Raw genomic sequence first — 24530 nt, 5'->3', positions numbered from 1 at the left:
TCCTTTGGTCAGGCTCGGCGCCTGCGTGCTTTGGGTCTTCGGCGATTTTCGTTTTCGACAGGTCCAGGGCTAAACGCGGGACGTTCCGATTGGTGTCCCGGCTCGCTCCAGTCGGTCCTGCCGAAGGATCAGCCGAATTTTCTCATGAATTCTTCGGCAGCGCGAGTCTCGGCATCCTGCTTGGAATTGGCCGTGGCGCGCGCGGCGCCGACATTGTGGACCGCGACCTCCACCGTGAACTGCGAGGCATGGTCCGGGCCGGAGCGTTCGACCAGCTTGTATTCCGGCATGCGGCGGCGGTTTCCGGCGGCCCATTCCTGCAATGCGGACTTGGGGTGCTTGCGCTTGCCGGCCTTGCCGTGCATCGATTCGGACCACAGCTTGCGCACCATCACGCGCGCCGCTTCGAAGCCGCGCTCGGTGAAGCAGGCGCCGATCAGGGCCTCCATCACGTCGCCCAGGATATTGTCGCTGTCCAGCCCGCCGTCGTCGCGCGCCTGCTTGCCGAGGCGCATGTGCGGGCCGAGGCCGATCTGCCGCGCGACTTGCGCGCAGGTCTGGCGGCTGACGAGCGCGTTGAGGCGCTGCGAAAGGCGGCCTTCCGCTTCCTCGCTGTTTTCGAAAAGCCATTCGGCGACCGAGAGTCCGAGGACCCGGTCGCCGAGGAATTCCAGTCTTTCGTAGTTGCGCTTCTCGCCGGTGCTGCCGTGAGTGAGGGCGGCCAGCCAGAGCGTTTCGTCGCCCGGAAGGTTGCCCGTGACTTCGGCGAGGAATTCGCGGTCCTTTGCTTCAAGCACTCAGATCACGCTCCCGATCCGGCTCCAGCGGGCGGCGGTGAACCAGGTCCAGGGCTTGAGCCATTCCGCATCGCCGTCGGTGGAGAACATCATCACCGCGGCCTTGCCCACCAGGTTGTCCTGCGGGACGATGCCGATACCCTGGCCCTCGATCGCCGGGAAGCGGCTGTCGAGCGAATTGTCGCGGTTGTCGCCCATCAGGAACATGTGGCCTTCGGGCACGATGTAGACGCCGGTGTCGTCCTGCGGGGTCTGGCCAAGGTCGAGCACGTTGTAGCTCTTGCCGTTCGGCAGGGTCTCGCGGAACTGCGGATAGTTGCAGACCGGGCCGCCGGCGGCATCCTTGCCTTCGAACTCGGGGGCGTAGCAATGGGTGTTCGCAGTGACCGGCAGCGCGAAGTCGGGCTGCCTGACGCGCGGAACCGCCTTGCCGTTGATCCAGACCTGTCCGCCCTTCACTTGCACTTCATCGCCCGGAAGGCCGATGACGCGCTTGATGTAGTCGACATCGTTGCCGGGGGGCGCCTTGAAGATCACCACGTCGCCGCGTTCCGGCTGGCCGGCGAAGACGCGGCCGGGGATCAGCGGCAGGCTGAAGGGCAGCGAATACTTCGAATAGCCGTAGGACCACTTGGAAGCGAACAGGTAATCCCCGTTCAGCAGCCGGGGCAGCATCGACTCGCTGGGGATGTTGAACGGCGAGATGATGAAGCTGCGCAGCACCACGACGCCGAGCACCAGCCAGAGCAGGAAGGAGAAGAAGCCTTCATCCTTCTTGGCATCCTTCTTGGCATCCTTCACGACCGGCTTGCCGCCGCCGCTTGAGGCAGGCCCCGATGAGGGTAGTTCAGACTTGTCGGATGCGGGGCCGGAAGTCGCGGTTTCGATGTCGCTCATGGCTCGAACCCTTGTTGCGCGCGAGGCCATCCGTCAAGTGACATACCGAGCAGAGACACATCCGTATCGACCAAAAACGTCATGTTCCTGACGTGCGTCCTGCGCAGAGATGGGTACAAGAATGACCTTGGCCTTCTGCCGCCTGCTGGGCATAAGGCTGGCCCCCAACCCGAACAAAGGAACCATGGCATGAGCGAAACGGTATGGAACAAGCTGAAAGGATTGCCCAAACCGACGCTTGCCGAGCTGTTCGACGCCGATCCGGCCCGTCTCGACCTGCTCGCCACTCGCCTGGAGCTGGGTGACGAGACCAGCCCCGGCGCCATGCGGTTCGACTGGTCGAAAACTCATCTCGATGCCGCCCATATCGCCGCTTTCGAGGAACTGGCCGAAGCCACCGACTTCGCCGGGCGCCGCGCGGCGCTGTTTTCCGGCGAAATCGTCAACCCGACCGAGGGTCGCGCTGCCGAGCATACCGCCCAGCGCGGTGTCGGCAGCGATGAGAGCGTGGCACTTTCGCATGAGTTCCACGCCCGCATGGCCGCCATCGTCGAGGCCATTCACCGCGGCGCCATGGGCGAAGTGAAGCACCTGATTCACGTCGGCATCGGCGGCTCGGCCCTCGGCCCGGCGCTGGCGATCGACGCGCTTGCGCGCGACGGCGCCATGGTGGACGTTCAGGTCGTTTCCAACATCGACGGCTGCGCGCTCGAAGCGGCCTTTGCCAAGTGCGACCCGGCAACGACGATGCTGGCCGTGGCGTCCAAGACCTTCACCACCATCGAGACGATGACGAATGCCGAAAGCGTCCTTTCGTGGATGCGCGAGAACGGCGTGGAAGACCCCTACGGACGGGTCGTCGCCCTGACCGCAGCGCCGGAAAAGGCCGTGGAATGGGGCGTGGACGAGACTCGCATCCTGCCGTTCTCGGAAAGCGTCGGCGGGCGCTACTCGCTCTGGTCGTCGATCGGTTTTCCGGTCGCCATGGCGCTGGGCTGGCCGGATTTCGCCGAATTCCTCGACGGCGCGGCGGCAATGGACATGCACTTCCGCGACACCGACGGTCTCGCCAACCTGCCTCTGCGCGCCGCTTTCGCCGACCAGTACTATACCCGCCTGCGCGGCTGCCAGACCCGCGCCGTCTTCGCCTATGACGAACGACTGGCGCTGCTGCCGGACTATCTCCAGCAGTTGGAGATGGAATCGAACGGCAAGAGCGTGAAGTACGACGGCTCGCCGGTCGACGGGCCGACGGCGCCGATCACCTGGGGCGGCGTGGGCACGGACGCGCAGCACGCGGTGTTCCAGTTGCTCCACCAGGGCACCAACCTGGTGCCGGTGGACTTCATCGCCGCGATTGCCCCGGGCGACGATCTCAACCCCGCGCATCACCGCATTCTCCTGTCGAACTGCTTCGCGCAGGGCGCGGCGCTGATGGCCGGCAAGGCGAGCGAGGACCCGGCGCGGGCCTATGCGGGCGACCGTCCTTCGGCGACGATCCTGCTGGACGAAATCTCGCCGGCGACGTTCGGCGCCCTGGTGGCGTTCCACGAACACCGCACTTTCGCCAATGCCGTGCTGATGGAGATCAACCCCTTCGACCAGTTCGGTGTCGAGCTGGGCAAGGAAATCGCCAAGCAGATCGAGAAGGGCGGCACCACGTTCGATCCCTCGACCGAGGCACTGCTGCAGCTTTCGGGAATCGCCTGAGATAGGGGGGCCGAGACAAAGCCCCCTGAAATTCCGGCTTCATGAGAAACGGGGCAGGCCGCATGGCGACCTGCCCCGTTCTCCATTCCCGGGCCTGTGCGCTTCAGGAACGGTATTCGTGCTTCAGGAACGGTATTCAAGGCCTTCCGACCAATCCGCATGAAGCGGCGTGTGCGCAGGCTGCGGCGAAGCGGCACCTCCGGCCAACTGGCGCAGCAACTGCTTGCCGTCCTCCCAGCTGCCGATCTTCGAATCCGCGTTGATATGGCCGGTATCGCCCGCATCCACGAACTGGCTGCCCCATTGCCGTGCCAGCAGGCGGGCGGTGGGGAAGCCGATCCACGGGTCGTTACGGCTGGCCACGAGGATCGAGGGGAAGGGCAGTTCGTCGCTCGGCGTCGGCGCGAAGCCGTTGAGCCGGTCGTCGCGCGGGAAGAAGTCCACTTCCGGCGGGGCGACCAGCAAGGCGCCGATCACCGGCGAGGACCAGGCAGGCTGTTCGAATTTCGCCCACCAGGCCGTGAGCAGGCATCCCAGGCTATGCGCCACCAGCACCACCGGCCGACCCGCGCGCTGGACCGAGAGGTTCAGGCGGTTGATCCAGGTATTGCGATGCGGTTTTTCCCATAGGCCAAGGTCGACCATCTGGGCATTGTCCATCTCCTCGGCCCAGCGGCGCTGCCAGTGGCCGGGCCCGCTGCCGTCAAGACCGGGGATCAGAAGCACGAGAGGCTCCTGCGGGGAGGTGGGATGTTGGTTCGTCTTTGCCATTTCGCTCGTCTCCCGAAACTAGGAGTAGGCCCGCAATGGGGCTTTTGCCGATGTCCGCTGGCGCAGGCTGTCCTGTAGGTATGCGGAACGTGATGCGACTCCGATAAACTCAACTCTTTTAGTTGACAATATCTTTGCGCTCAACGGAGGCCGTGTTCCGACAAAACGTCCGTTGGCAATCGAAGGCACCATGCCCCATATGCGCCGTGCCCGGACGCAAGCCGGCGCAGCAGGAGCAAGTGCATGTCAGAATTCGACTACGATCTCTTCACCATCGGCGCCGGATCGGGCGGCGTCCGCGCCAGCCGGATCGCAGCGGCGCATGGCGCGCGCGTGGCGGTGGCGGAAGAGTACCGGGTCGGCGGCACTTGCGTCATCCGGGGCTGCGTGCCCAAGAAGATGCTCGTCTACGGCGCCCATTTCGCCGAGGATCTGGAAGATGCCCGTCACTTTGGCTGGGAAATCCCGGCCTGCCACTTCGACTGGGTGAAGCTGCGCGACAACGTGCTGGGCGACGTCGACCGGCTCAACGGGATCTACACGCAGACCCTGGAGAACAACAAGGTCGAGATCTTCCACGAGCGCGCCACGATCACCGGCCCGCACGAGATCACGCTGGCGAGCGGCGCGAAGAAGACCGCGAAAGTCATCCTCGTCGCCACCGGCGCGCGGCCCCATGTGCCGTCCTGCCCGGGTCACGAACTGGGCATCACCTCAAACGAGGCGTTCCATCTGGACGCATTGCCGAAGCGCATCCTGATCGCGGGCGCTGGCTATATCGCCAATGAATTTGCCGGCATCTTCCACCAGTTCGGCTCGAAGGTGACCCTGATCAACCGCTCCGACCAGCTTCTGCGCGGTTATGACGAAAGCATGCGCGATCGCCTCCTGCAGATCTCGCTCACCAAGGGCATCGATTTCCGTTTCAATGCCGATTTCAGCGGCATCGAGAAGAATGCCGACGGCTCGCTGACCGTCACGATGACCAACCACGAGCCTCTCGAGGTCGACTGCGTCCTCTTCGCCACCGGCCGCGTGCCGAATGTCGAGGGGCTGGGGCTGGAGAATGTCGGCGTCGCGCTCGATGACAAGAACGCGATCCGGGTCGACGAGCATTCGCGGACCAATGTCGATCACATCTACGCCGTGGGCGATGTCACCAACCGCGTGCAGCTTACCCCGGTGGCGATCCGCGAGGGGCAGGCCTTTGCCGATACCGTATTCGGCAACAAGCCGACCACGCTCGACTACGCCTGCATTCCCTCGGCCGTGTTCAGCCATCCGCCGATCGGCGCCGTGGGCATGACCGAAGCGCAGGCGCGGCAGGAACTCGGATCGGTGGAGATCTACACCAGCGACTTCCGGCCGATGAAGAACGTCATGGCGCACCGCAACGAGCGCTCGCTCTACAAGATGGTCTGCGAAGGCACGACCGGCCGGGTCGTCGGCCTGCACATGATCGGGCCTGACGCACCGGAGATCATCCAGGCCGCCGCGATTGCGGTGAAGGCCGGGCTCACCAAAGCCGATTTCGACGCTACCGTGGCCGTTCACCCGACCATGTCGGAGGAACTGGTGCTCATGAAATAAGGCGGCCGGGCGGGCGGCTTTGCCCGCCACGCGGTCATTGCCGCAATCTGTCGGCCGATCCGCCAAGGCGGAACGAAAGGGCGTCGCCACCGTCGGTTCGGTCGCGGCGCCTTTCGTTTGCCGGTCAGGCCGGGAAAACCCCGCGGCAGCGCGATAACGCGCCGGGACGATCGAACCGCACCCAAACACATCGGTGGGGCGAAATCCGCGCGAACCTGCCACTTTTGTCATTTAACCGATCACTTAAAACTATTGACCTTCCCCCCTCGACCTGCCTAGCAGGGGCAATAATTCGTGCCGCCAAGGTCACTTGCCAAGGGAACCCGGATGTCAGCCAATATCGCCGAAATGGAGAAGCGCCGCGACGCAGCGAAGCTGGGAGGCGGTGAAAAGCGCATTGCCGCGCAGCATGCCAAGGGCAAGCTGACCGCGCGCGAACGCCTCGACATTCTGCTGGACGAAGGCAGCTTCGAGGAATTCGACCTCTACGTCGAACACGACTGCACCGACTTCGGCATGGAAAGCCAGCGTATCCCCGGCGACGGCGTCGTCACCGGATCGGGCACCATCAACGGCCGCCTCGTCTTCGTGTTCAGCCAGGACTTCACCGTGTTCGGCGGTTCGCTGTCGCACCGTCACGCGCAGAAAATCTGCAAGCTGATGGACAATGCGATGAAGGTCGGCGCGCCCGTCATCGGCCTCAACGATTCCGGCGGCGCGCGCATCCAGGAAGGCGTGGCCTCGCTTGGCGGTTATGCCGAAGTGTTCCAGCGCAACGTGCTCGCTTCGGGCGTGGTGCCGCAGCTTTCGCTGATCATGGGTCCCTGCGCGGGCGGCGCGGTCTATTCGCCGGCGATGACGGACTTCATCTTCATGGTGAAGGACAGCTCGTACATGTTCGTTACCGGGCCGGACGTGGTGAAGACGGTCACCAACGAAGTGGTCACGCAGGAAGAACTGGGCGGCGCGATCACGCACTCCAGCAAGACGTCCGTGTCCGACCTCGCGCTGGAAAACGATATCGAGGCGCTGCTGGCGGCACGCGATTTCTTCGACTTCCTGCCGCTCAACAACCGCGAGGAAGTGCCCGAGCGTCCTTGCGCCGATCCCTGGGACCGCGCCGAGGAAAGCCTCGACACCGTGATCCCGCCCTCGGCCAACCAGCCTTACGACATGCATGAGGTGATCCGGAAGACGCTCGACGAGGGTGACTTCTTCGAGGTTCAGCCGCTCCATGCGGGCAACATCATCGTCGGTTTCGGCCGCATCGAGGGCAAGACCGTGGGTGTCGTCGCCAACCAGCCGATGGTGTTGGCGGGCGTGCTCGACATCAATTCGTCGAAGAAGGCCGCGCGTTTCGTGCGCTTCTGCGATGCCTTCAACATCCCGATTATTACTTTCGTGGACGTTCCGGGCTTCCTGCCGGGCACCGACCAGGAGCACAACGGCATCATCAAGCACGGCGCCAAGCTGCTGTTCGCCTATGCCGAGGCTACCGTGCCGAAGATCACGGTGATCACCCGCAAGGCCTATGGCGGCGCCTATGACGTGATGGCGTCCAAGCACCTCCGCGGCGATCTCAACTACGCCTGGCCGACTGCGGAAATCGCGGTGATGGGCGCCAAGGGCGCGGTGGAGATCATCTTCCGCGGCCTCTCGCCCGAGGGCATCGCCGAGAAGACCAAGGAATACGAAGACCGCTTCGCCAACCCCTTCGTGGCGGCGAGCCGGGGCTATATCGACGAGGTGATCTACCCGCACTCGACCCGCAAGCGCATCGCGCTGGGCCTGCGCAAGCTGCGGACCAAGAGCCTCGAAAACCCCTGGAAGAAGCACGACAACATTCCGCTTTGATGGAGAAGTTCCTGCCCCTGCTGTTCGTCTTGGGCGTCGTATTGTTCAGCTACGAAGTTTTTCGAGGTGTCACCGCTGGAACTACGCGCATGAGATATGGATCGGATGTTTCCCGTGTCCGGCAGCCCGTTAGATTCTGGTTGGCGCTGGGTATGAATGTATTTTTTGCGGTTCTTTGTGGCGTTTTTCTTGTGAAGAGCATCATCGAGCATTGGGGCTGAAGCTTACTCCTCGTCGCAAATAAAAGGGATTGGAAGTCAGGTCATGGAAGACATCTACATCGTCAGCGGCGTGCGCACGGCAGTCGGTGACTTCGGCGGTTCGCTGAAGTCGTTCATGCCGTCCGACCTTGGCGGCAAGGTCGTGACCGAGGCACTGGCCCGCGCGGGCGTTTCGCCTGAGGACGTCGGCCATATCGTCATCGGCCAGGTCATGCCTACCAGCGCCAAGGACGAGATGCTCAGCCGCGTGATCGGCCTCAATGCCGGCGTGCCGTTCGAAGTGCCCTCGCTGACGCTCAACCGCCTGTGCGGATCGGGCGTGCAGGCAATCGTCTCGGCTGCGCAGATGATGAAGCTGGGCGAGGCGGGGATCACCGTCGCCGGCGGCGCGGAATCGATGTCGAACGTGCCCTATCACGACCACGGCGTACGCTGGGGCAAGAAGATGGGCGCCAACACGCAGGAAGACGCGCTGACCGTCGGCCTGTCGGATGCCATCGGCGGCTATCACATGGGCATCACGGCGGAGAACGTGGCCGAGCGCCACTGCGTCACCCGCGAGGACATGGACGCGCTTTCCGCGACCAGCCACCAGCGCGCCGCCCGCGCCATCGCGGAAGGCCGTTTCAAGGACCAGATTCTTCCCATCGAAGTGAAGACCCGCAAGGGCGTCACCGTCTTCGACATCGACGAGCATGTCCGCGCCGACACCACCGCCGAGACGTTGGCGAGCATGAAGCCTGCCTTCAAGAAGGACGGCGCGGTCACCGCTGGCAACGCTTCGGGCATCAACGACGGCGCCGCTGCCGTGGTGCTGGCGACCRCTTCCGAAGTCGAGAAGCGCGGCCTGAAGCCGATGGCGAAGATCGTCGCCTGGGGCCATGCCGGTGTCGAGCCTGCCTACATGGGCGAAGGCCCGATCAAGGCCGTCCCGGTGGCGCTGAAGCGCGCGGGCCTTTCGCTCGATCAGATCGACGTGATCGAGAGCAACGAGGCTTTCGCTGCACAGGCCGCCGCCGTTTCCAAGGTGCTGGGCTTCGATCCTGAAAAGGTGAACCCGAACGGTTCGGGCGTCTCCATCGGTCACCCGGTCGGCGCCACCGGCACGATGCTCGCCATCAAGTGCATGTATGAACTGAAGCGCACCGGCGGGAAGTACGGCCTCGTTACCATGTGCATCGGCGGCGGGCAGGGCATCGCTCTGGTGCTGGAGAATGTGGCGTGAAGCTGGGTCGTCTCAACCACATCGGCGTCGCCACGCCCGATCTTGACGCCTCGATTGCGTTCTATCGCGAGGTGATGGGCGCTACCGATATTACCGAGCCGTTCGTGCTCGAAAGCCAGCAGGTTCGCGTCTGCTTCGTCAATACGCCGGGCGAGGGTGGCACGGCAGGTACGCAGATCGAACTGCTCCAGCCGACCGCGCCGGACTCGGCCGTGGGCAAGTGGCTGGAGAAGAACCCGCTCGGGGGGCAGCACCACATTTGCTATGAAGTGCCGGACATTCATGCCGCCAAGGCCTGGTTCGAAGGCTTGGACAAACGCGTGCTGGGTGAGCCGCGCGTGGGCGCGCATGGGACGCTGATCTTCTTCGTCCACCCCAGGGACATGGGCGGTCAGCTTACCGAGATCATGGAAACGCCCAAGGGCGCTCACTGAGAAAAGACTGCGGCCCGCCGCAATGAAGCGGGCCGAAAGGGATGCGGACAATGGCAGACATCAACGACTGGAAGGCAGCCGCCGACAAGGAGGTCAAGGGCAGGGACCTGACCTGGAACACGCCCGAGGGTATTGCGGTGAAGCCGCTCTACACTGCCGAGGACGTGAGCGTCGATCCCGGCCTTCCCGGCTTCGCGCCGTTCACGCGCGGCGTGCGCGCCTCGATGTATGCCGGCCGGCCCTGGACCATCCGCCAGTACGCGGGCTTTTCGACTGCCGAGGAATCGAACGCCTTCTATCGCCGCAACCTTGCGGCGGGCCAGAAGGGCCTTTCGGTCGCCTTCGACCTTGCCACTCATCGCGGCTATGACAGCGATCACCCGCGCGTCGTGGGTGATGTGGGCAAGGCGGGCGTCGCCATCGATTCCGTCGAGGACATGAAGATCCTGTTCGACGGCATTCCGCTCGACAAGATGTCGGTTTCTATGACGATGAACGGCGCGGTGATCCCGATCCTGGCCTTCTTCATCGTTGCCGGTGAAGAGCAGGGCGTCGACCGCAAGCTGCTCGACGGGACCATCCAGAACGACATCCTCAAGGAGTTCATGGTCCGCAACACCTACATCTACCCGCCTGAGCCCAGCATGCGGATCATCTCGGATATCTTCGGCTATACCAGCCGCGAGATGCCGAAGTTCAACTCGATCTCGATTTCCGGCTACCATATGCAGGAAGCCGGGGCGACACAGGTGCAGGAACTGGCCTTCACCATCGCGGATGGCGCGGAATACGTGAAGTACGGCGTGGCCTCCGGCCTTGATATCGACAAGTTCGCAGGGAGGCTGTCGTTCTTCTTCGCCATCGGCATGAACTTCTTCATGGAAGTGGCCAAGCTGCGCGCCGCGCGCGTGCTGTGGCACCGGGTGATGACGGAGCTGGGCGCCAAGGACGAGCGTTCGAAGATGCTGCGCACCCACTGCCAGACTTCGGGCGTGAGCTTGCAGGAGCAGGACCCCTACAACAACGTCATCCGCACCACGATCGAGGCCATGGCCTCGATGCTGGGCGGCACCCAGTCGCTGCACACCAACGCGCTGGACGAGGCGATCGCGCTGCCGACCGACTTCTCGGCCCGCATCGCACGCAACACGCAGATCATCATCCAGGAAGAGACCGGCATGTGCAATGTCGTCGATCCGCTGGGTGGGTCCTACTACATTGAATCGCTGACGCAGCAGCTGGTCGACCAGGCCTGGGAGATCATCGAGCGCGTGCAGGCAGAGGGCGGCATGGCCAAGGCCGTCGCGGCAGGCTGGCCCAAGGCGATGATCGAAACCGCCGCCGCCGCCCGTCAGGCGCGGGTGGACCGGGGCGAGGACGTGATCGTCGGCGTCAACAAGTACCGTCTCGCCAGCGAAGACCTGCTGGAGACGCTGGAAGTCGACAACGCCAAGGTCCGCGAAGGCCAGATCGCCCGCATCAACAAGATGAAGGCGGAGCGTGACGAGGCCAAGTGTCAGGCCGCTCTGAAGGCGCTGCGCGACGGCGCGGCAGGTGCGTCCAGCATCGAGAACAACCTGCTCGCGCTCGCCGTCGAGTGCGCCCGCGCCCGCGCCACGCTGGGCGAGATCAGCTCGGCCATGGAGGACAGCTTCCAGCGCTATGGCACTCAGCCGACCCCGGTGAAGGGCGTCTATGCCGCACCTTACGAGGGCGACAGCCGCTGGCAGCAGGTGCTGGACGGCGTGCAGGCGGTGGAGCGTCGTCTGGGCCGCAAGCCCAAGGTTCTGGTCGCCAAGATGGGTCAGGATGGCCACGATCGCGGCGCGAACGTGATCGCCTCGGCCTTCGGGGACATGGGCTTCGACGTCGTTTCGGGCCCGCTGTTCCAGACGCCCGAGGAGACCGTGGTGCTCGCGCTGGACAGCGCGGTCGACGTGGTTGGGGCGTCCAGCCTTGCGGCCGGTCACAAGACGCTGATCCCTGAACTGATCCAGAAACTGCGCGAAGCGGGCCGGAGCGATATCAAGGTGATCGCCGGCGGCGTGATCCCGCCGCAGGACTATGAGTTCCTGCGTAACGCCGGCGTTCAGGGCATCTACGGTCCCGGCACCAACGTCGTCGAATGCGCGGCGGACGTGCTGCGCCTGCTCGGCCACAACATGCCGCCGCTCGGTTCTTCGCTGGAAGCGGCGGAATAAGGATGGTCACGCTGGATCGACGCCGCGCTTGCCCCTATGACCGGGGTTTGGCCGCGCGTCATCCCGCGCGCACTGCCTGAGGAATGACTATGACCGAAACCCCTTCCATCAGCCCCCGTACCGACTGGACCCGTGAGGAAATCGCGGCACTGTTCGACCTGCCGTTCACCGAACTGGTGTTCCGCGCGGCCGAAGTGCACCGTGCCAACCACAAGGCCAACGAAGTGCAGCTTTCCACGCTGCTCTCGATCAAGACCGGCGGCTGCGTGGAAGACTGCGGCTATTGCTCGCAGTCGGTTTCGGCCAACAGCGGCGTCAAGGCGACCAAGCTGATGGAAGTGCAGCAGGTGCTGCAGCGCGCGGCGCAGGCGGCCGATCAGGGCTCCACCCGCTTCTGCATGGGCGCCGCCTGGCGCAACCCCAAGGACCGCGACATGCCCGCCATCATCGAGATGGTGAAGGGCGTGCGCGCGATGGGCATGGAAACCTGCATGACGCTGGGCATGCTGACGCCCGATCAGGCGGACATGCTCTCCGACGCCGGGCTCGACTACTACAACCATAACATCGACACTTCGCCTGAGCGCTATGACCAGGTGATCACCACGCGCACGATGGATGACCGCCTCGACACGCTGTCGAACGTGCGCATGGCGGGCATCAACGTCTGCTCCGGTGGCATCGTCGGCATGGGCGAGACGCGTGCCGACCGCGTGGGCTTCGTCCACACGCTGGCGACCCTTCCGGATCACCCGCAGTCGGTGCCGGTCAACGCGCTGGTTCCCGTGAAGGGCACCGTGCTGGGCGACATGCTGGCCGATACCCCGCTCGCCAAGATCGACGACGTGGAATTCGTGCGCACCGTGGCGGTGGCGCGGATCACCATGCCGCTGTCGATGGTGCGCCTCTCGGCGGGTCGCGAATCGATGTCGGAAATGACGCAGGCAATGTGTTTCATGGCGGGCGCGAACTCGATCTTCACGGGCGACCAGCTGCTCACCGCCCCCAATGCAGGCGACGACAACGACCTCGCTATGTTCGCCCGCCTCGGCATCAAGCCGATGGCCATCGAACTGACCGAGGCGCAAGTCGAAGCCCAGCGCATGCCCAAGGGCTGCGCGAAGCTGGAAGCGGCCGAGTGAGCATCTGGATTGCCTTGTCGGTTACCGTCGTTCTTCTGGCGGCGGCGGCCCTCAGGGCAAAGCAGCTTTCTTCGAGATTGATGTTGTTGGGTGTCTTGGCGGCGATTTCTACCGCCGCAGGAGGCTCTGTTATTTTCGCATCCGGAATGAACGATGACGTTTCGGTTAAGCCGGTAGCGTTTGCTGGTGGGCTGCTCGTGGCCTTCATTCTTATCTCTATTCGATCTCTTCGAGGGAAGTCTGCGTAGATGTTCAAGAAAATCCTCATCGCAAACCGGGGCGAGATCGCCTGCCGCGTGATCAAGACCGCGCGCCGCATGGGCATCCAGACCGTCGCCGTCTATTCCGACGCCGATGCCCGCGCGCCGTTCGTGCAGATGGCCGATGAGGCGGTCCACATCGGTCCCGCGCCCGCTGCGCAGTCCTACCTGATTGCCGACAAGATCATCCAGGCCTGCAAGCAGACCGGCGCCGAAGCGGTGCACCCCGGTTACGGCTTCCTCTCCGAGCGTACCTCCTTCGCCGAAGCGCTGGCGGCAGAGGGCATCGAATTCATCGGGCCTCCCGTTGGCGCGATTGCCGCGATGGGGGACAAGATCGAGTCCAAGAAGCTGGCCAAGCAGGCCGGCGTCAATGTGGTCCCCGGCTTCGTCGGTGAGATCGAGGACACCGAACACGCCGTGCGCATCTCGAACGAGATCGGCTATCCGGTGATGATGAAGGCCAGCGCGGGCGGCGGCGGCAAGGGCATGCGCCTGGCCTACGACGAAAAGGACGTGCGCGAGGGCTTCGAGTCCGTGAAGCGCGAGGGCCTCAATTCCTTCGGCGACGACCGCGTCTTCATCGAGAAGTTCATTCTCAACCCGCGCCACATCGAAATCCAGATCCTGGGCGACAGGCACGGCAACATCCTCTACCTGAACGAGCGCGAATGCTCGATCCAGCGCCGCCACCAGAAGGTGGTGGAGGAAGCGCCGTCGCCCTTCGTCACCCCGGCGATGCGCAAGGCCATGGGCGAACAGTGCGTCGCGCTGTCGCGCGCGGTGGGCTACTATTCGGCGGGCACCGTCGAACTGATCGTCTCGGGCGCGGATGCGACCGGCGAGAGCTTCTACTTCCTCGAAATGAACACCCGTCTTCAGGTCGAGCACCCGGTTACCGAGGCGATCACCGGCGTCGACCTTGTCGAGCAGATGATCCGCGTTGCCGCGGGCGAGAAGCTGGAGATGACGCAGGCGGACGTGAAGATCGACGGCTGGGCCATCGAGAACCGCGTCTATGCCGAAGACCCTTATCGCGGTTTCCTGCCCTCGACCGGCCGCTTGGTGCGCTATCAGCCGCCGGTGGACGGCTGGGACGACGACGGCGCCGAGAACGGCCGCCGCGGCATCGATGGCATCCGCGTGGATGACGGCGTCTACGAAGGCGGCGAAGTCTCGATGTTCTACGATCCGATGATCGCCAAGCTCATCACCTGGGGCGAAACGCGCGACGAAGCCGCCGACAAGCAAGTGGCCGCGCTCGACCTGTTCGAGATCGAGGGCCTTGGCCACAACATCGATTTCGTCTCCGCCATCATGCAGCATCCGCGCTTCCGCTCGGGCGAGCTGACCACGGGCTTCATTGCCGAGGAATATCCCGAGGGCTTCACCGGCGCCCCCGCGTCGGAGGAATTGAAGGGCAAGCTGGCTGCCGTCGCCGCTTTCGTCGCCACCGCGCGGGCGGACCGGGCGCGCCGGGTCGACGGGCAACTGGCGCCGCATCGTTTGTCGCCGCCCTCGGAATGGACCGTCACCATCGACAAGGCGGCCTACGAAGTCGTCATCGATGACGAGGACGTTACGGTGAACGGCGCCTTTGTCGAACTGGCGATGGAATACACCCCCGGTGACCGGCTGATCGAGGCCGAGATCGATGGCGAGGCCATCGGCATCCGCGTCGCACCGACGCGCACGGGCCTCAGGATGACCACGCGCGGCTGCATCCACAATGTGCAGATCCTGCCCAGCCGCGTGGCTTCGCTCAGCAAGCACATGATCGAAAAGATCCCGCCGGATCTCTCGAAGTTCCTGATCTGCCCGATGCCGGGCCTGCTCGTCGCGCTTCATGTGGGCGAGGGGGACAAGGTCGAGGCCGGCCAGCCGCTGGCCGTCGTCGAAGCCATGAAGATGGAAAACATCCTGCGCGCCGAGAAGTCAGGCGTGGTGAAGGCGGTCAATGCCAAGGCAGGCGAAAGCCTTGCGGTGGACGCCGTCATCCTCGAAATGGAATAAATGCACCTGGACCACGACCCCGCCGCGCCCGCGGCCGAGCAAGTCAGATTCGACGATTTCCTGAAAGTGGACATCCGCGTCGGCACCATCGTCGCGGCGGAAGTCTATGAGGGCGCGCGCAAGCCGAGCCTGAAGCTGCGGATCGATTTCGGCCCTGGCGTTGGTGAGAGGAAGAGCGTGGGGCAAGTCGCCGCGCTCTATTCTCCCGAAGATTTGATCGGGCGGCAGGTGGCGGCGGTCGTGAACTTTCCGTCGCGCCAGATCGGCAAGGCCGTGTCGGAGGCGCTGACGCTCGGCTTCGCGGACGAGGAGGGCCGGGTGGTCCTTTTCGCGCCGGACCAGCCGGTGCCCAACGGTTCGAGGTTGTTCTGATGACGGGGTTGGGCGCGCTTCTGGCGAGCGCGGAGGAGATCGAGGGCGGTTTCGTTTTCGATATCACTGAAGACTGGCTTCAGGGCCGCACCGCTTACGGCGGGCTGACTTCGGCGGTTGCGCTGGCGGCGGCGCAGCGGCTCGATCCCGAGTTGCCGCCGCTGCGTTCCGGCCAGTTCGCGATGATCGCGCCGCTGGCTGGCCGCGTGGAAGCGCGGGCGCGGGTCGTGCGCAAGGGGCGCAATGCCACCTGGGTTGCCGCCGAGCTTGCGAACGAGAAGGGCGTGGGTTTCGCCGCCAGCTTCGTGTTCATGCGCCAGATCGAGAGCGCGGCGGATATCGCCGGCTATCCGATGCCGGAGGGCGTGAACCCGGTGGCCGATGCCAGGCCGGTGCCGCTGGACGTGGCGCCCGAATTTCTGAAGCGAAACTTCGATGCGCGCTTCGCCTTGCCGAAATCGGCGCTGGGCGAGGCGGATATGTGCTGGTGGGTGCGGCTGAAAGAGCGCGACGGCCTCGATCCGGCGCTGGAAGCGGTGCTGGTCGGCGATGCCTTGCCGACGGCGGTGCTGCCGCTGCTCAATTTCCGCGTGCCGATCAGTTCGATGCACTGGCACATCAATCTGCTGGAACCTGCGCCGGTCACCGAGGACGGCTGGTGGCTGCTGCGCACCACCAGCGCATTTGCGCGGGACGGCGGGGCCAGTGAGCATATTCTCCAGTGGAGCGCTGCGGGCGCGCCGGTGATTGCGGGGATGCAGTCGGTGGCGGTGTTCGGCTGAGTTGCCCAGCCCATTTCGTCACCTGCAAGGAGGCGCGGCCCACGAAGCAATCCGGAGCGGCGTAAACCGCCCTGGATCGCTTCGCTGAGTGCGCGATGACGAAGGTCGGGGGCGATCCCGCCTTGTCAGGCGGGCGCCGGCTCACCTGCCAGGGTCTTGCCCAGCGCGATCTTGAAGGCCGAGAACGCGATCAGGCCGACGGCCGCGGCAGCGACGTGGATCAGCCAGAACGACAYGGTGTCCATCGAGGAATACCAGCCGCCCACTTCGCCCACGATCTTGTTGGCGCCGAAGAAGGCCAGATAATAGATGCCGACGACCGTCGCGTTGAGCGCGCGCGGCGCGATCTTGGTGAAGAGCGCGAGGCTTACCGGCATGATGTGCGCGAAGCCGATCGAATTGAACAAGTGGAACATGACCGGCCAGAACAGGCCGATCCTGGCGTCCCCTGCCGTTGCGGCGGCGATGACCAGGCATGACCCGCCGATGATCGAGAAGACCGAGCCGATGATCATCTTGCCCAGTTCGTCGGGCTCGCGGCCGGTACGATCTGCGTACCACTTCCAGAAGGCGGCGACGGCCACCAGCATGGAGAAGCTGAGGGTCGCATCCACGGTGATCATCCAGCTCGTCGGCAGGGTGGTGCCGAAGAAGGTCAGCTGGAACTTGGCGTCCGCCCATACGAGATAGGCGTTGAAGATCTCCTGGTTGGTCATCATCGCGATGGCGAGCACCGGCACCAGCACGGCCAGCGCGCCGAGGCGCGGCCAGTCTCCGCGGGCGAGACGTGAGCGGGGTGTCTTGTCGCCCTTGGCCGCGCGGTTGTCGGCGGGCAGCCAGTGCCCGGCCTTGAGATAGATGACGAGACCCAGCACCATGACGATCCCGGCCGTACCGAAGCCGTAGTGCCAGCCCACTTCCTCGCCCAGCGTGCCCGCGATCAGCGGCGCGACGATCACCGAGACGTTGATGGCGATGTAGAAGATCTGGAACGCCATGGCGCGGCGCAAATCGCCGGGCTTGTAGAGTTCGCCGACCTGGCTGGCGATATTGCCCTTGAACAGGCCGACGCCGACCACCAGCGAGATCAACGCGAAGAGGAACATGCCCTCGAACGCCATGAGGAAGTGGCCGAGCGACATGACCACGGCGCCCGCGATCAGCGTGGCCTTGCGGCCCAGCCAGCGGTCCGCGACGATGCCGCCCAGGATCGGGGTCAGGTAGACGAGCGAGGTGTAGTCACCGAAGATCGCCGAAGCCAGCGGCTGTCCCTCCAGCCCGGCGTAGTGCCAGCCGCGCAGCCAGGACAGGCCGGCGACTTTGCCGACGTTCTCCGGCAGCAGCAGGTACTTCACCATGTAGAGCACGAGCAGGGTCTGCATCGAATAGTACGAGAAGCGCTCGCATCCCTCGACGAAGGAGAGATAGCCCAGGCCTTTGGGGTGGCCCAGGAATGCGCGGTCGTTGCGCTCGATTTCCTCGGGGAAGTCGAGTTCGGGAGTGGCTTCGGAAAGTGTCATGGCGGTCTGGTGCGGCCCGGTACTTTTGTTATCCAAGCGCGCACCATAGTGGCGCGTCATGGTAATGTCACGTCAGGCAAAGGATTGCGCGGCCCGCGAGGCCCAAGCGCCTCTCTCCAAACGGGAAAAGGCGACAGACCCGATCGACCTGTCGCCTTCCCGTACGCCCCCGGACCTCCCAAAAAAGGGTTTGCGATCGGCGCCACATTCCCGCGTGGCGGGACAGAGTCAGAACGTGCGGAGAGGCATCGGGTTTCGGCAGTCACCGCGCGCGAGGCACGGGACATCGGAACATTTGCGCGTGAAATCAGTCGGTCGGGCGCGGATATGCGCCGAAGGCCGATCAGTCCGGGCGGGCGAGTTCCTCGTCGAGGAAGGCGGCGACGTCCTCCAGCGACACCTGCTTGTCGAGGTAGGTCTGGCCGATTCCCTTGAGCAGCAGGAAGGGCAGGGTGCCCGCGTCCATCTTCTTGTCATGAAGCATGTGATCGACCAGGCGGGCGCCGTCGCAGTCCAGACCCAGCCGCGCAAGCCCGGCAGGCAAGCCGATCTCCCCGATATGACGGGCGATATGCTCGGCGCTGGCGCGCGGCATGAGTTCGCGGCGCGCGGAATAGCGTGCGGCCAGCACCATGCCGAGCGCCACGCCTTCGCCGTGGAGCAGGCGGTCGGAAAAGCCGGTCTCGGCCTCCAGCGCATGGCCGAACGTGTGGCCGAGATTGAGCAGCGCGCGCTTGCCGGTGGTCTCGAACTCATCCTCGGCAACGATGCGGGCCTTGCTCGCCACGGAATGGGCCACGGCATATTCGCGCAACTGGCTGTCGCCGGCGATCATGGCGGCCGCGTTGGTGTCGCACCAGGCGAAGAAGTCGGCATCGTCGATGAGGCCGTACTTCACCACTTCGGCATAACCGGCCAGGAAGTCTCGCTCTGGCAGCGTTTCCAGCGCGGAGAGGTCGGCCAGGACGAGCGAAGGCTGGTGGAAGGCGCCGACGAGGTTCTTGCCGGCGGGCGTGTTGATCGCGGTCTTGCCGCCCACGCTCGAATCGACCTGGGCCAGCAGCGTGGTCGGCACCTGGATGAACTTGCAGCCGCGCTTGAGCACGGCGGCACAGAAGCCGGTGAGATCGCCGATGACACCGCCGCCCAGCGCGAGGATGTGATCGCCGCGCTCCACTTCCAGCGAGAGCAGCCAGTTCACGGTGGCGGCCAGTTCTTCCCAGGACTTGGTGGCCTCTCCGGCGGGCAGGATGCGCCAGTGCGGCTCATGGCCGTTTTCGCGCAGGCTGGCCTCTACCACGGCGCCCCAGGCGGCGTGGACATTGACGTCGGTGATGATCGGCACGCCGCGCTTGCGCAGGAGGCCGCGGCACTGCGGGACCAGTTCGGCCAGGAGGCCGGCGCCGACGCGCACTTCGTAAGGGCGGCCGGCGATATCGACGGGGATTACAGCCATTGCGAAATTCCCTGCAGGACGTTGTTGATCGTCTGGACGTGCGGCCCGCTGTGACTGAGCACATGGATCGGGGCCTGCGAATAGTGCGGCCGCCGGTCGTCACGCAGCCTGCCGAGGATCTCGTGCGGGTCGCCGCCCTTGAGCAGGGGGCGGTTGTCCTTGCGCGCGGTGCGCTCGACCAGGGTTTCCACTTCGCTGTCGAGCCAGACCGTGATGGCCTTGTCCAGGATCAGCTGCCGCGTGATCTCGTTGCAGAAAGCGCCGCCGCCCGTGGCGATCACGCAGCGTCCGACCCTGGAATCCGGCCCGGATTCGATGAGGCGGGAGATCACCCGGCGCTCGCCGTCGCGGAAGTAGGATTCGCCGTAGGTTTCGAAGATTTCCGGGATGGTCATCTGCGCGGAACGCTCGATTTCCTCATCGGCGTCCACGAAAGGACATTCGAGAAGCGTCGCGAGCCGCTTGCCCACGCTGGACTTGCCCACGCCCATCATACCCACCAGCACGATGGGGCGATCGATACGCCGCGCGAGTGCGGCAATTTCCTGCGCGGAAAACCGGGTTTGTTGAACGTCCATTGCTCCATCGCCTATAGTTGCGCTAGGTCGCAGCGCAAGCATCGGTGAAGGAAGGCGAGTGACGATACAAAAACGCAGGCGCAAGTTCTCAGGCGTGGCTGCCGTTTCCATCGTCGCTCCGGTGGCAGTCCTGGGGGCGGTCCTGTTGGGCGCCTGGGCATGGTCGGACGGCGGCCGTTCGCCGGTGCGCGATATCGTCGAGCCGATTCCGGTGCCGGAGCTGCCCCGATGAGCCTGGGTGTACGGTCCTGGCATCTGCTGGCCGGCGTTTCGCTGGCGCTGACTTCGGTATGGGCAGTGGCGCAGGATGCGCCCGAATCGCTGCTGCCGAAGATGTTCGACGAACCGCCCGCGCGCGCAACACCCAGCGCCGCGCCTGCTGCGCCGCCGCGGCCTTCCAGCCGCCCGGCGGCAAGCCCTTCGGTTGCCGCACCGGCATCGCCGTCGAGCGCGCCGCGCTCGGTTTCGACCCCGGTGATCCAGGCATTGCCGGTGGAGGATGCGCCGAGCTTCCCCACCAGCGGCTTCGTGACGACCGACGCCAGCGGCAAGAGCACGCTCACGCGCATGCCCACGCTTGAAGAACTGCAGGGCATGTCGCCCGAGGCCTTCGAACAGCTGCTGACCGACAAGCTCGATCTCGACATGCCGGCGGGCGCTCGCCGCTCGATGGAGCAGATCGGTCTGGTCGACGAGAGCGAGGGCGGGATGGCCGCAGCTTCGCTCTCCGCCCAGAACCCCTATCTGGTGCAGACCGCCATCGCCGCCAATCGCGGGGCGCTGGTCTCGCGCTGGGGGCATATCCTGCTGCGCCGCGCGCTCGCCTCGCGGCTCCAGGCGCCGCCGGGCATGAGCCCGCAGCAATTCCTCGGCCTTCGCGTAGGCCTGCTGATTCGGATGGGCGAAACGGATGCCGCCCGCGCGGTCCTGCAGGGGCTGGATATCTCGAACTTCACGCCGGGTATTACCCGCGAGGCCTTCGACATCTACCAGCGCACGGCCGATTTCACCGGCATGTGCCCGGTGCTCTCGATCCAGGGCATGCAGGACGACACTGCCGAATGGAGCGCCGCGCAGTCGATCTGCGATGCCTTCCGGGGCAGCGGCGCCGCCGCGCTCGCCCGGCTGGAGCGGGCCCGCGTCAGCGGCAAGATGCCACGGATCGATTCGCTGCTCGCGCAGAAGTACGCCGGCGCTGCGGGACGCTCACGCAAGGCCGTGACGATCGAGTGGGACGGCGTCGATACGATGACGCCCTGGCGCTACGGCCTGGCGATCGGCGTCGGGCTCACCCCGCCCGATAGCGCCATGTCCGGCGCCGGGCGGATGTACGATTATGCCACCGCGCTTGCGCCGATGGTCGGCCTGGAGCGCCGGGCCATTGCCGCCGACCGGGCGGCGGCCAGCGGCGTGCTTTCCAATGCCGCGATGGTCGACCTTTATTCGCAGGTCTATGCCGATCCCGAAGTGACCGGCGAATGGCAGAAGCGCGCAGAAAGCCTGCGCGATGCCTATACGCTGGAAGCGCCCGGCGCGCGCCTTTCCGCGATGCAGAACCTCTGGACCGGCACGACCGGGGAGGCTGCCTATGCCCGCCAGGTGCTGACCGCCGCAGCCGCAGCGCGCATCGCGCCGAGCAAGGACATGGAGGACGATGCCGCTGCGCTGATCGCCTCGATGCTTTCGGCGGGTTACGACACCAATGCGCTGGCCTGGTCGCCGATCGTGGCGTCGGGCAGCGAGGGCTGGGGCCTGCTGACGCTCGCTGCGCCGGGCCGTATCCGGGCCGTGGATTCGGGCGCGGTGGATACCTATTACGGGGCCGACGACAGCCAGAACAAGCGCCGCAGCGCTTTCCTTGTCGCCGGACTTGCCGGACTGGGCCGGATCGATGAAGGCGCGGCCTCGCGCTATTCGGGCGACTGGGGCATGCAGCTGGACAGCGCGACCCGTTTCACCGCCGCCATCGACAAGGCGGCCACGGACGGCGATGCCGCCAGCGTCGCCCTGCTTGTCGGTCTCGGCATGCAGGGCAGCAGTTGGCAGCGGATGACGCCGCGTTACCTCTACCACATCGTCTCTGCGCTTCGCACGGTCGGCCTCGATGCCGAGGCGCGGATGATCGCCGCGGAAGCCGTGGCTCGGGCCTGACCGGGATGGCGGGCGGAAGCCACGCCGAACGGTTCCTGGCGATGCTGGCGGCCGAACGCGGGGCCGCGGCCAACACGCTCGCCGCCTATCGGCGCGATCTTGCGGCCGCCGAGGCGGTGCTGGGCGATCTTGCCGCTGCCGACGGCGATTCGCTGGCCGGGCTGGGAGAGGCCTGGACCGGGCTCGCGGCATCCAGCCTTTCGCGCCGCTGTTCGGCGCTCCGGCAATTCTATGGCTTCCTGGTGGACGAGGGCCTGCGTGCAGACGATCCCTCGGGTTCGCTGCCGCGTCCCCGCACGCGCAGGCCCTTGCCGCGTCTGCTTTCGCATGCGGAAGTGGAGCGGTTCCTGGCCACGGCCGAGGCAGAGGCGGCGGGGGAGCGCTCCGACGCAGTGCGGCTGCTGGCGCTTTTGGAATTGCTCTATGGCTCGGGCCTGCGGGCCACCGAACTCGTTTCGCTGCCGGTCGCCGCGGTGCCGCGCGATGCGCCTTTCCTGCATGTGACGGGGAAGGGCGGGCAGCAGCGCATGGTGCCGGTGAGCGGCCGTGCGCGCATGGTGCTCTCTCGGTGGCTGGCGGTACGACGCGGCACGTCGAAATTCCTGTTCCCCTCCATCGGGGAAAGCGGCCATCTGACGCGGGTACGCCTGTTTCAATTGCTGAAGGCGCTGGCGGTGCGCGCGGAGATCGATCCCACGCGCGTGTCGCCGCATGTGCTGCGCCATGCCTTCGCGACGCATCTGCTCGAAGGCGGGGCAGACTTGCGGGTTCTGCAGATGCTGCTGGGGCATGCGGATATCGCGACGACCCAGATCTACACGCATGTCGACAGCGCGCGGCTGGTGGCGCTGGTAAACGCGCGCCATCCACTGGCGCGCGGCTGAGCGGAGGGAACCTCGCATTATCCTTCCCGTTGCTTCACGGGAGAAACGCGAAGAATTGCCATCGTCCGAGGGGAAGAAGATGTCTGCATACCAACCGGTTCGGGCGCTCAGGGGCACTTTCGCCGCGACTTGCGCGGGCGCCGCGCTGCTGGCCCTGGCGCCAAGCACGACAGGTGTTGCCGTGGCCGCCGCGGCCCGTCCGGCCACTGTCAACGCCATCAGCCGTGCCGACAAGGCGGAAGGCGCCAAGGCGCACCCGGATCTCCTCGCCGAATTCGGCGGCGCCGTGACCGGCCCTCAGGCCAGCTATGTCGAGCAGGTCGGCAAGAACATCGCCATCCAGTCCGGCCTTTCGAACGCGCGCGGCGACTTTACCGTCACGTTGCTGAACTCGCCGGTGAACAATGCCTTCGCGATCCCGGGCGGCTATATCTACGTCACCCGCCAGCTCACGGCCCTGATGAACAACGAGGCGGAACTGGCCGGGGTGCTTGGGCATGAGGTCGGTCATGTCGCTGCGCGGCACTCGGCCAAGCGACAGGAAGCCGCCTCGCGCAACCAGTTGCTGGGCGTACTGGGATCCTTGCTGTCGGGCGTCCTGCTGGGGGACAGCGCTTTCGGCAGGCTGGGGCAGCAACTGGCCTCACAGGGCTCGCAAATGCTGACGCTGAAATATTCGCGCAGTCAGGAGCTGGAAGCGGACCGGCTTGGCATCACTTACCTAAAGCGGGCGGGCTACGATCCGCGGGCCATGGCGACCGTGCTGGATAGCCTCGCGCGCCAGACGGCCCTGGAGGCGCAATTGCGCGGCACATCGAATCAGGTTCCGCAGTGGGCCTCGACGCACCCGGACCCGGCTTCCCGCGTGCGCGATGCGCAGGCCCAGGCAGGCGCATCGGCGCCGGGCATGACCAACCGCGACGAATTTCTCACCCGGATCGATGGTCTGGTCTACGGCGACGATCCCAAGCAGGGAATCATCGACGGCAACCGTTTCACCCATCCCGAGCTGCGTCTGGCGTTCCAGGCGCCCGAGGGGTTCTACCTCGTGAACGGAACCCAGGCGGTTTCGATCAACGGCGATTCGGGGAAGGCGCAGTTCTCGGGCGGTCCGATGGGGACGGGGCTGGACGCTTATATCCAGACGGTGTTTTCCAGCCTCACCGAATCAGGGCAGGCGCGGATCGTGCCGTCCAGCATCGAGAGCGCGAACGTGAACGGCATTCCGGCGGCCTATGGCGTGGCGCAAGTGCAGGCGTCCAGCGGTCCGGTGGATGTGGCCGTGTTCGCCTACGACTTCGGYGGCGGCAAGGCCTATCACTTCCTGACGATCACGCGCGTCGGCGGCGCGGGCGCGTTCAACGCGATGTTCAAGAGCATGCGCCGGATTTCCGCAGGCGATGCAGGCCAGGTCAAGCCGCGAAGGCTGGCGGTCGTGACTGTAAAGGCTGGCGACACCGTGCAGTCGCTGGCATCGCGCATGGCATACAGCGATGGGGCCGTGGGGCGGTTTCTGGTGCTCAACGGACTGGGGAGCGGTGCGCGGCTGGCTCCGGGGCAGAGGGTGAAGCTGGTGACGTATTGATCTTTCCGTCAGCGCGCTCGGTAATGACTTCTATTTGCGACGTCCAAACAAAAAGGGCGGCAGGTTTTCCTGCCGCCCTTAGATCAC

21 protein-coding genes are annotated in these 24530 nt (G+C 65.3%); 15 read left to right on the top strand and 6 right to left on the bottom strand.

The window, feature by feature from the left end:
- Nucleotides 1-128: 128 nt before the first annotated feature.
- Nucleotides 129-797 carry a ribonuclease III gene (rnc, locus tag AB4Z00_RS09280; RefSeq protein ID WP_132262213.1) on the bottom strand — a complete coding sequence of 223 codons (669 nt, stop codon included), beginning with the start codon at nucleotides 795-797 and terminating at the stop codon, nucleotides 129-131.
- Complete coding sequence (gene lepB / locus AB4Z00_RS09275) at nucleotides 798-1694, bottom strand: signal peptidase I (RefSeq protein WP_442045702.1); 897 nt, start codon at nucleotides 1692-1694, stop codon at nucleotides 798-800.
- Between the two features lie 189 nt (nucleotides 1695-1883).
- Between lepB and pgi the strand changes: the two genes are divergently transcribed.
- Entirely contained in the window at nucleotides 1884-3404 is a 1521-nt protein-coding gene (gene pgi / locus AB4Z00_RS09270; RefSeq protein WP_442045701.1) for a glucose-6-phosphate isomerase, read from the top strand.
- A gap of 123 nt (nucleotides 3405-3527) precedes the next feature.
- On the opposite strand, the gene AB4Z00_RS09265 is transcribed toward pgi, so the two are convergent.
- A complete protein-coding gene (locus tag AB4Z00_RS09265; RefSeq protein ID WP_314463364.1) occupies nucleotides 3528-4175 on the bottom strand; it encodes an alpha/beta hydrolase in 648 nt (215 codons plus the stop codon).
- Between the two features lie 243 nt (nucleotides 4176-4418).
- On the opposite strand from AB4Z00_RS09265, the gene gor reads away from it, so the two are divergent.
- The 10 genes from gor (at nucleotide 4419) to AB4Z00_RS09215 (ending at nucleotide 16269) form a co-directional block, all read left to right on the top strand.
- Nucleotides 4419-5765, top strand: a complete 1347-nt coding sequence (gene gor / locus AB4Z00_RS09260; protein ID WP_134092703.1) for a glutathione-disulfide reductase — start codon at nucleotides 4419-4421, stop codon at nucleotides 5763-5765.
- A gap of 327 nt (nucleotides 5766-6092) precedes the next feature.
- A complete protein-coding gene (locus AB4Z00_RS09255) occupies nucleotides 6093-7619 on the top strand; it encodes an acyl-CoA carboxylase subunit beta (RefSeq protein ID WP_132262222.1) in 1527 nt (508 codons plus the stop codon).
- Nucleotides 7620-7883: 264 nt separating this feature from the next.
- Nucleotides 7884-9065 (top strand): beta-ketothiolase BktB, encoded by a 1182-nt coding sequence (gene bktB, locus AB4Z00_RS09250; protein WP_442045700.1) that lies wholly within the window; start codon nucleotides 7884-7886, stop codon nucleotides 9063-9065.
- Complete coding sequence (mce, locus tag AB4Z00_RS09245) at nucleotides 9062-9499, top strand: methylmalonyl-CoA epimerase (protein ID WP_442045699.1); 438 nt, start codon at nucleotides 9062-9064, stop codon at nucleotides 9497-9499. Before bktB ends, mce begins: the two co-directional genes overlap by 4 nt.
- Nucleotides 9500-9549: 50 nt before the next feature.
- Nucleotides 9550-11700 carry a methylmalonyl-CoA mutase gene (gene scpA / locus AB4Z00_RS09240; RefSeq protein WP_442045698.1) on the top strand — a complete coding sequence of 717 codons (2151 nt, stop codon included), beginning with the start codon at nucleotides 9550-9552 and terminating at the stop codon, nucleotides 11698-11700.
- 89 nt (nucleotides 11701-11789) lie between these two features.
- Nucleotides 11790-12842, top strand: a complete 1053-nt coding sequence (gene bioB / locus AB4Z00_RS09235; RefSeq protein WP_442045697.1) for a biotin synthase BioB — start codon at nucleotides 11790-11792, stop codon at nucleotides 12840-12842.
- Entirely contained in the window at nucleotides 12839-13090 is a 252-nt protein-coding gene (locus tag AB4Z00_RS09230; protein ID WP_442045696.1) for a hypothetical protein, read from the top strand. Before bioB ends, AB4Z00_RS09230 begins: the two co-directional genes overlap by 4 nt.
- On the top strand, nucleotides 13091-15115 hold the full coding sequence (locus tag AB4Z00_RS09225; RefSeq protein WP_442045695.1) for an ATP-binding protein: 2025 nt from the start codon (nucleotides 13091-13093) through the stop codon (nucleotides 15113-15115).
- A complete protein-coding gene (locus AB4Z00_RS09220) occupies nucleotides 15116-15487 on the top strand; it encodes a tRNA-binding protein (RefSeq protein ID WP_442045694.1) in 372 nt (123 codons plus the stop codon).
- On the top strand, nucleotides 15487-16269 hold the full coding sequence (locus AB4Z00_RS09215) for a thioesterase family protein (protein ID WP_442045693.1): 783 nt from the start codon (nucleotides 15487-15489) through the stop codon (nucleotides 16267-16269). Before AB4Z00_RS09220 ends, AB4Z00_RS09215 begins: the two co-directional genes overlap by 1 nt.
- Before the next feature lie 125 nt (nucleotides 16270-16394).
- Here AB4Z00_RS09215 and AB4Z00_RS09210 read toward each other — a convergent pair whose 3' ends face one another.
- The 3 genes from AB4Z00_RS09210 to AB4Z00_RS09200 all read right to left on the bottom strand — a co-directional run bounded on the left by AB4Z00_RS09210 (nucleotide 16395) and on the right by AB4Z00_RS09200 (nucleotide 19823).
- Complete coding sequence (locus AB4Z00_RS09210; protein ID WP_442045692.1) at nucleotides 16395-17789, bottom strand: peptide MFS transporter; 1395 nt, start codon at nucleotides 17787-17789, stop codon at nucleotides 16395-16397.
- A gap of 343 nt (nucleotides 17790-18132) precedes the next feature.
- Nucleotides 18133-19245 (bottom strand): 3-dehydroquinate synthase, encoded by a 1113-nt coding sequence (gene aroB / locus AB4Z00_RS09205; protein ID WP_132262240.1) that lies wholly within the window; start codon nucleotides 19243-19245, stop codon nucleotides 18133-18135.
- Nucleotides 19236-19823, bottom strand: coding sequence for a shikimate kinase (locus tag AB4Z00_RS09200; RefSeq protein ID WP_132262242.1), 588 nt, complete (start codon nucleotides 19821-19823; stop codon nucleotides 19236-19238). The genes aroB and AB4Z00_RS09200 overlap by 10 nt, the downstream gene beginning before the upstream one ends.
- 58 nt (nucleotides 19824-19881) lie before the next feature.
- Between AB4Z00_RS09200 and AB4Z00_RS09195 the strand changes: the two genes are divergently transcribed.
- The 4 genes from AB4Z00_RS09195 to AB4Z00_RS09180 all read left to right on the top strand — a co-directional run bounded on the left by AB4Z00_RS09195 (nucleotide 19882) and on the right by AB4Z00_RS09180 (nucleotide 24443).
- Nucleotides 19882-20055, top strand: a complete 174-nt coding sequence (locus AB4Z00_RS09195; protein ID WP_166675155.1) for a hypothetical protein — start codon at nucleotides 19882-19884, stop codon at nucleotides 20053-20055.
- Complete coding sequence (locus tag AB4Z00_RS09190) at nucleotides 20052-21974, top strand: hypothetical protein (RefSeq protein ID WP_431568005.1); 1923 nt, start codon at nucleotides 20052-20054, stop codon at nucleotides 21972-21974. Before AB4Z00_RS09195 ends, AB4Z00_RS09190 begins: the two co-directional genes overlap by 4 nt.
- Nucleotides 21975-21979: 5 nt before the next feature.
- Nucleotides 21980-22858, top strand: coding sequence for a tyrosine recombinase (locus AB4Z00_RS09185; protein WP_442045691.1), 879 nt, complete (start codon nucleotides 21980-21982; stop codon nucleotides 22856-22858).
- A 79-nt stretch (nucleotides 22859-22937) separates the two neighbouring features.
- Entirely contained in the window at nucleotides 22938-24443 is a 1506-nt protein-coding gene (locus AB4Z00_RS09180; RefSeq protein WP_442045690.1) for a M48 family metalloprotease, read from the top strand.
- The last annotated feature ends 87 nt before the right edge of the window (nucleotides 24444-24530 follow it).

The organism is Novosphingobium sp. YAF33 (assembly GCF_052113265.1).
Taxonomy (GTDB): Bacteria; Pseudomonadota; Alphaproteobacteria; order Sphingomonadales; family Sphingomonadaceae; genus Novosphingobium.
This window is presented reverse-complemented; position numbering and strand designations above follow the sequence as displayed.

Bases quoted from the DNA above. Each gene is read 5' to 3' on its own strand.
- AB4Z00_RS09225 (WP_442045695.1), top strand. From the start codon at position 13,091: ATGTTCAAGAAAATCCTCATCGCAAACCGGGGCGAGATCGCCTGCCGC.
- AB4Z00_RS09255 (WP_132262222.1), top strand. From the start codon at position 6,093: ATGTCAGCCAATATCGCCGAAATGGAGAAGCGCCGCGACGCAGCGAAG.
- AB4Z00_RS09200 (WP_132262242.1), bottom strand. From the start codon at position 19,823: ATGGACGTTCAACAAACCCGGTTTTCCGCGCAGGAAATTGCCGCACTC.
- aroB (WP_132262240.1), bottom strand. From the start codon at position 19,245: ATGGCTGTAATCCCCGTCGATATCGCCGGCCGCCCTTACGAAGTGCGC.
- lepB (WP_442045702.1), bottom strand. From the start codon at position 1,694: ATGAGCGACATCGAAACCGCGACTTCCGGCCCCGCATCCGACAAGTCT.
- AB4Z00_RS09190 (WP_431568005.1), top strand. From the start codon at position 20,052: ATGAGCCTGGGTGTACGGTCCTGGCATCTGCTGGCCGGCGTTTCGCTG.
- AB4Z00_RS09215 (WP_442045693.1), top strand. From the start codon at position 15,487: ATGACGGGGTTGGGCGCGCTTCTGGCGAGCGCGGAGGAGATCGAGGGC.
- AB4Z00_RS09220 (WP_442045694.1), top strand. From the start codon at position 15,116: ATGCACCTGGACCACGACCCCGCCGCGCCCGCGGCCGAGCAAGTCAGA.
- AB4Z00_RS09265 (WP_314463364.1), bottom strand. From the start codon at position 4,175: ATGGCAAAGACGAACCAACATCCCACCTCCCCGCAGGAGCCTCTCGTG.
- bioB (WP_442045697.1), top strand. From the start codon at position 11,790: ATGACCGAAACCCCTTCCATCAGCCCCCGTACCGACTGGACCCGTGAG.
- gor (WP_134092703.1), top strand. From the start codon at position 4,419: ATGTCAGAATTCGACTACGATCTCTTCACCATCGGCGCCGGATCGGGC.
- pgi (WP_442045701.1), top strand. From the start codon at position 1,884: ATGAGCGAAACGGTATGGAACAAGCTGAAAGGATTGCCCAAACCGACG.
- AB4Z00_RS09185 (WP_442045691.1), top strand. From the start codon at position 21,980: ATGGCGGGCGGAAGCCACGCCGAACGGTTCCTGGCGATGCTGGCGGCC.
- scpA (WP_442045698.1), top strand. From the start codon at position 9,550: ATGGCAGACATCAACGACTGGAAGGCAGCCGCCGACAAGGAGGTCAAG.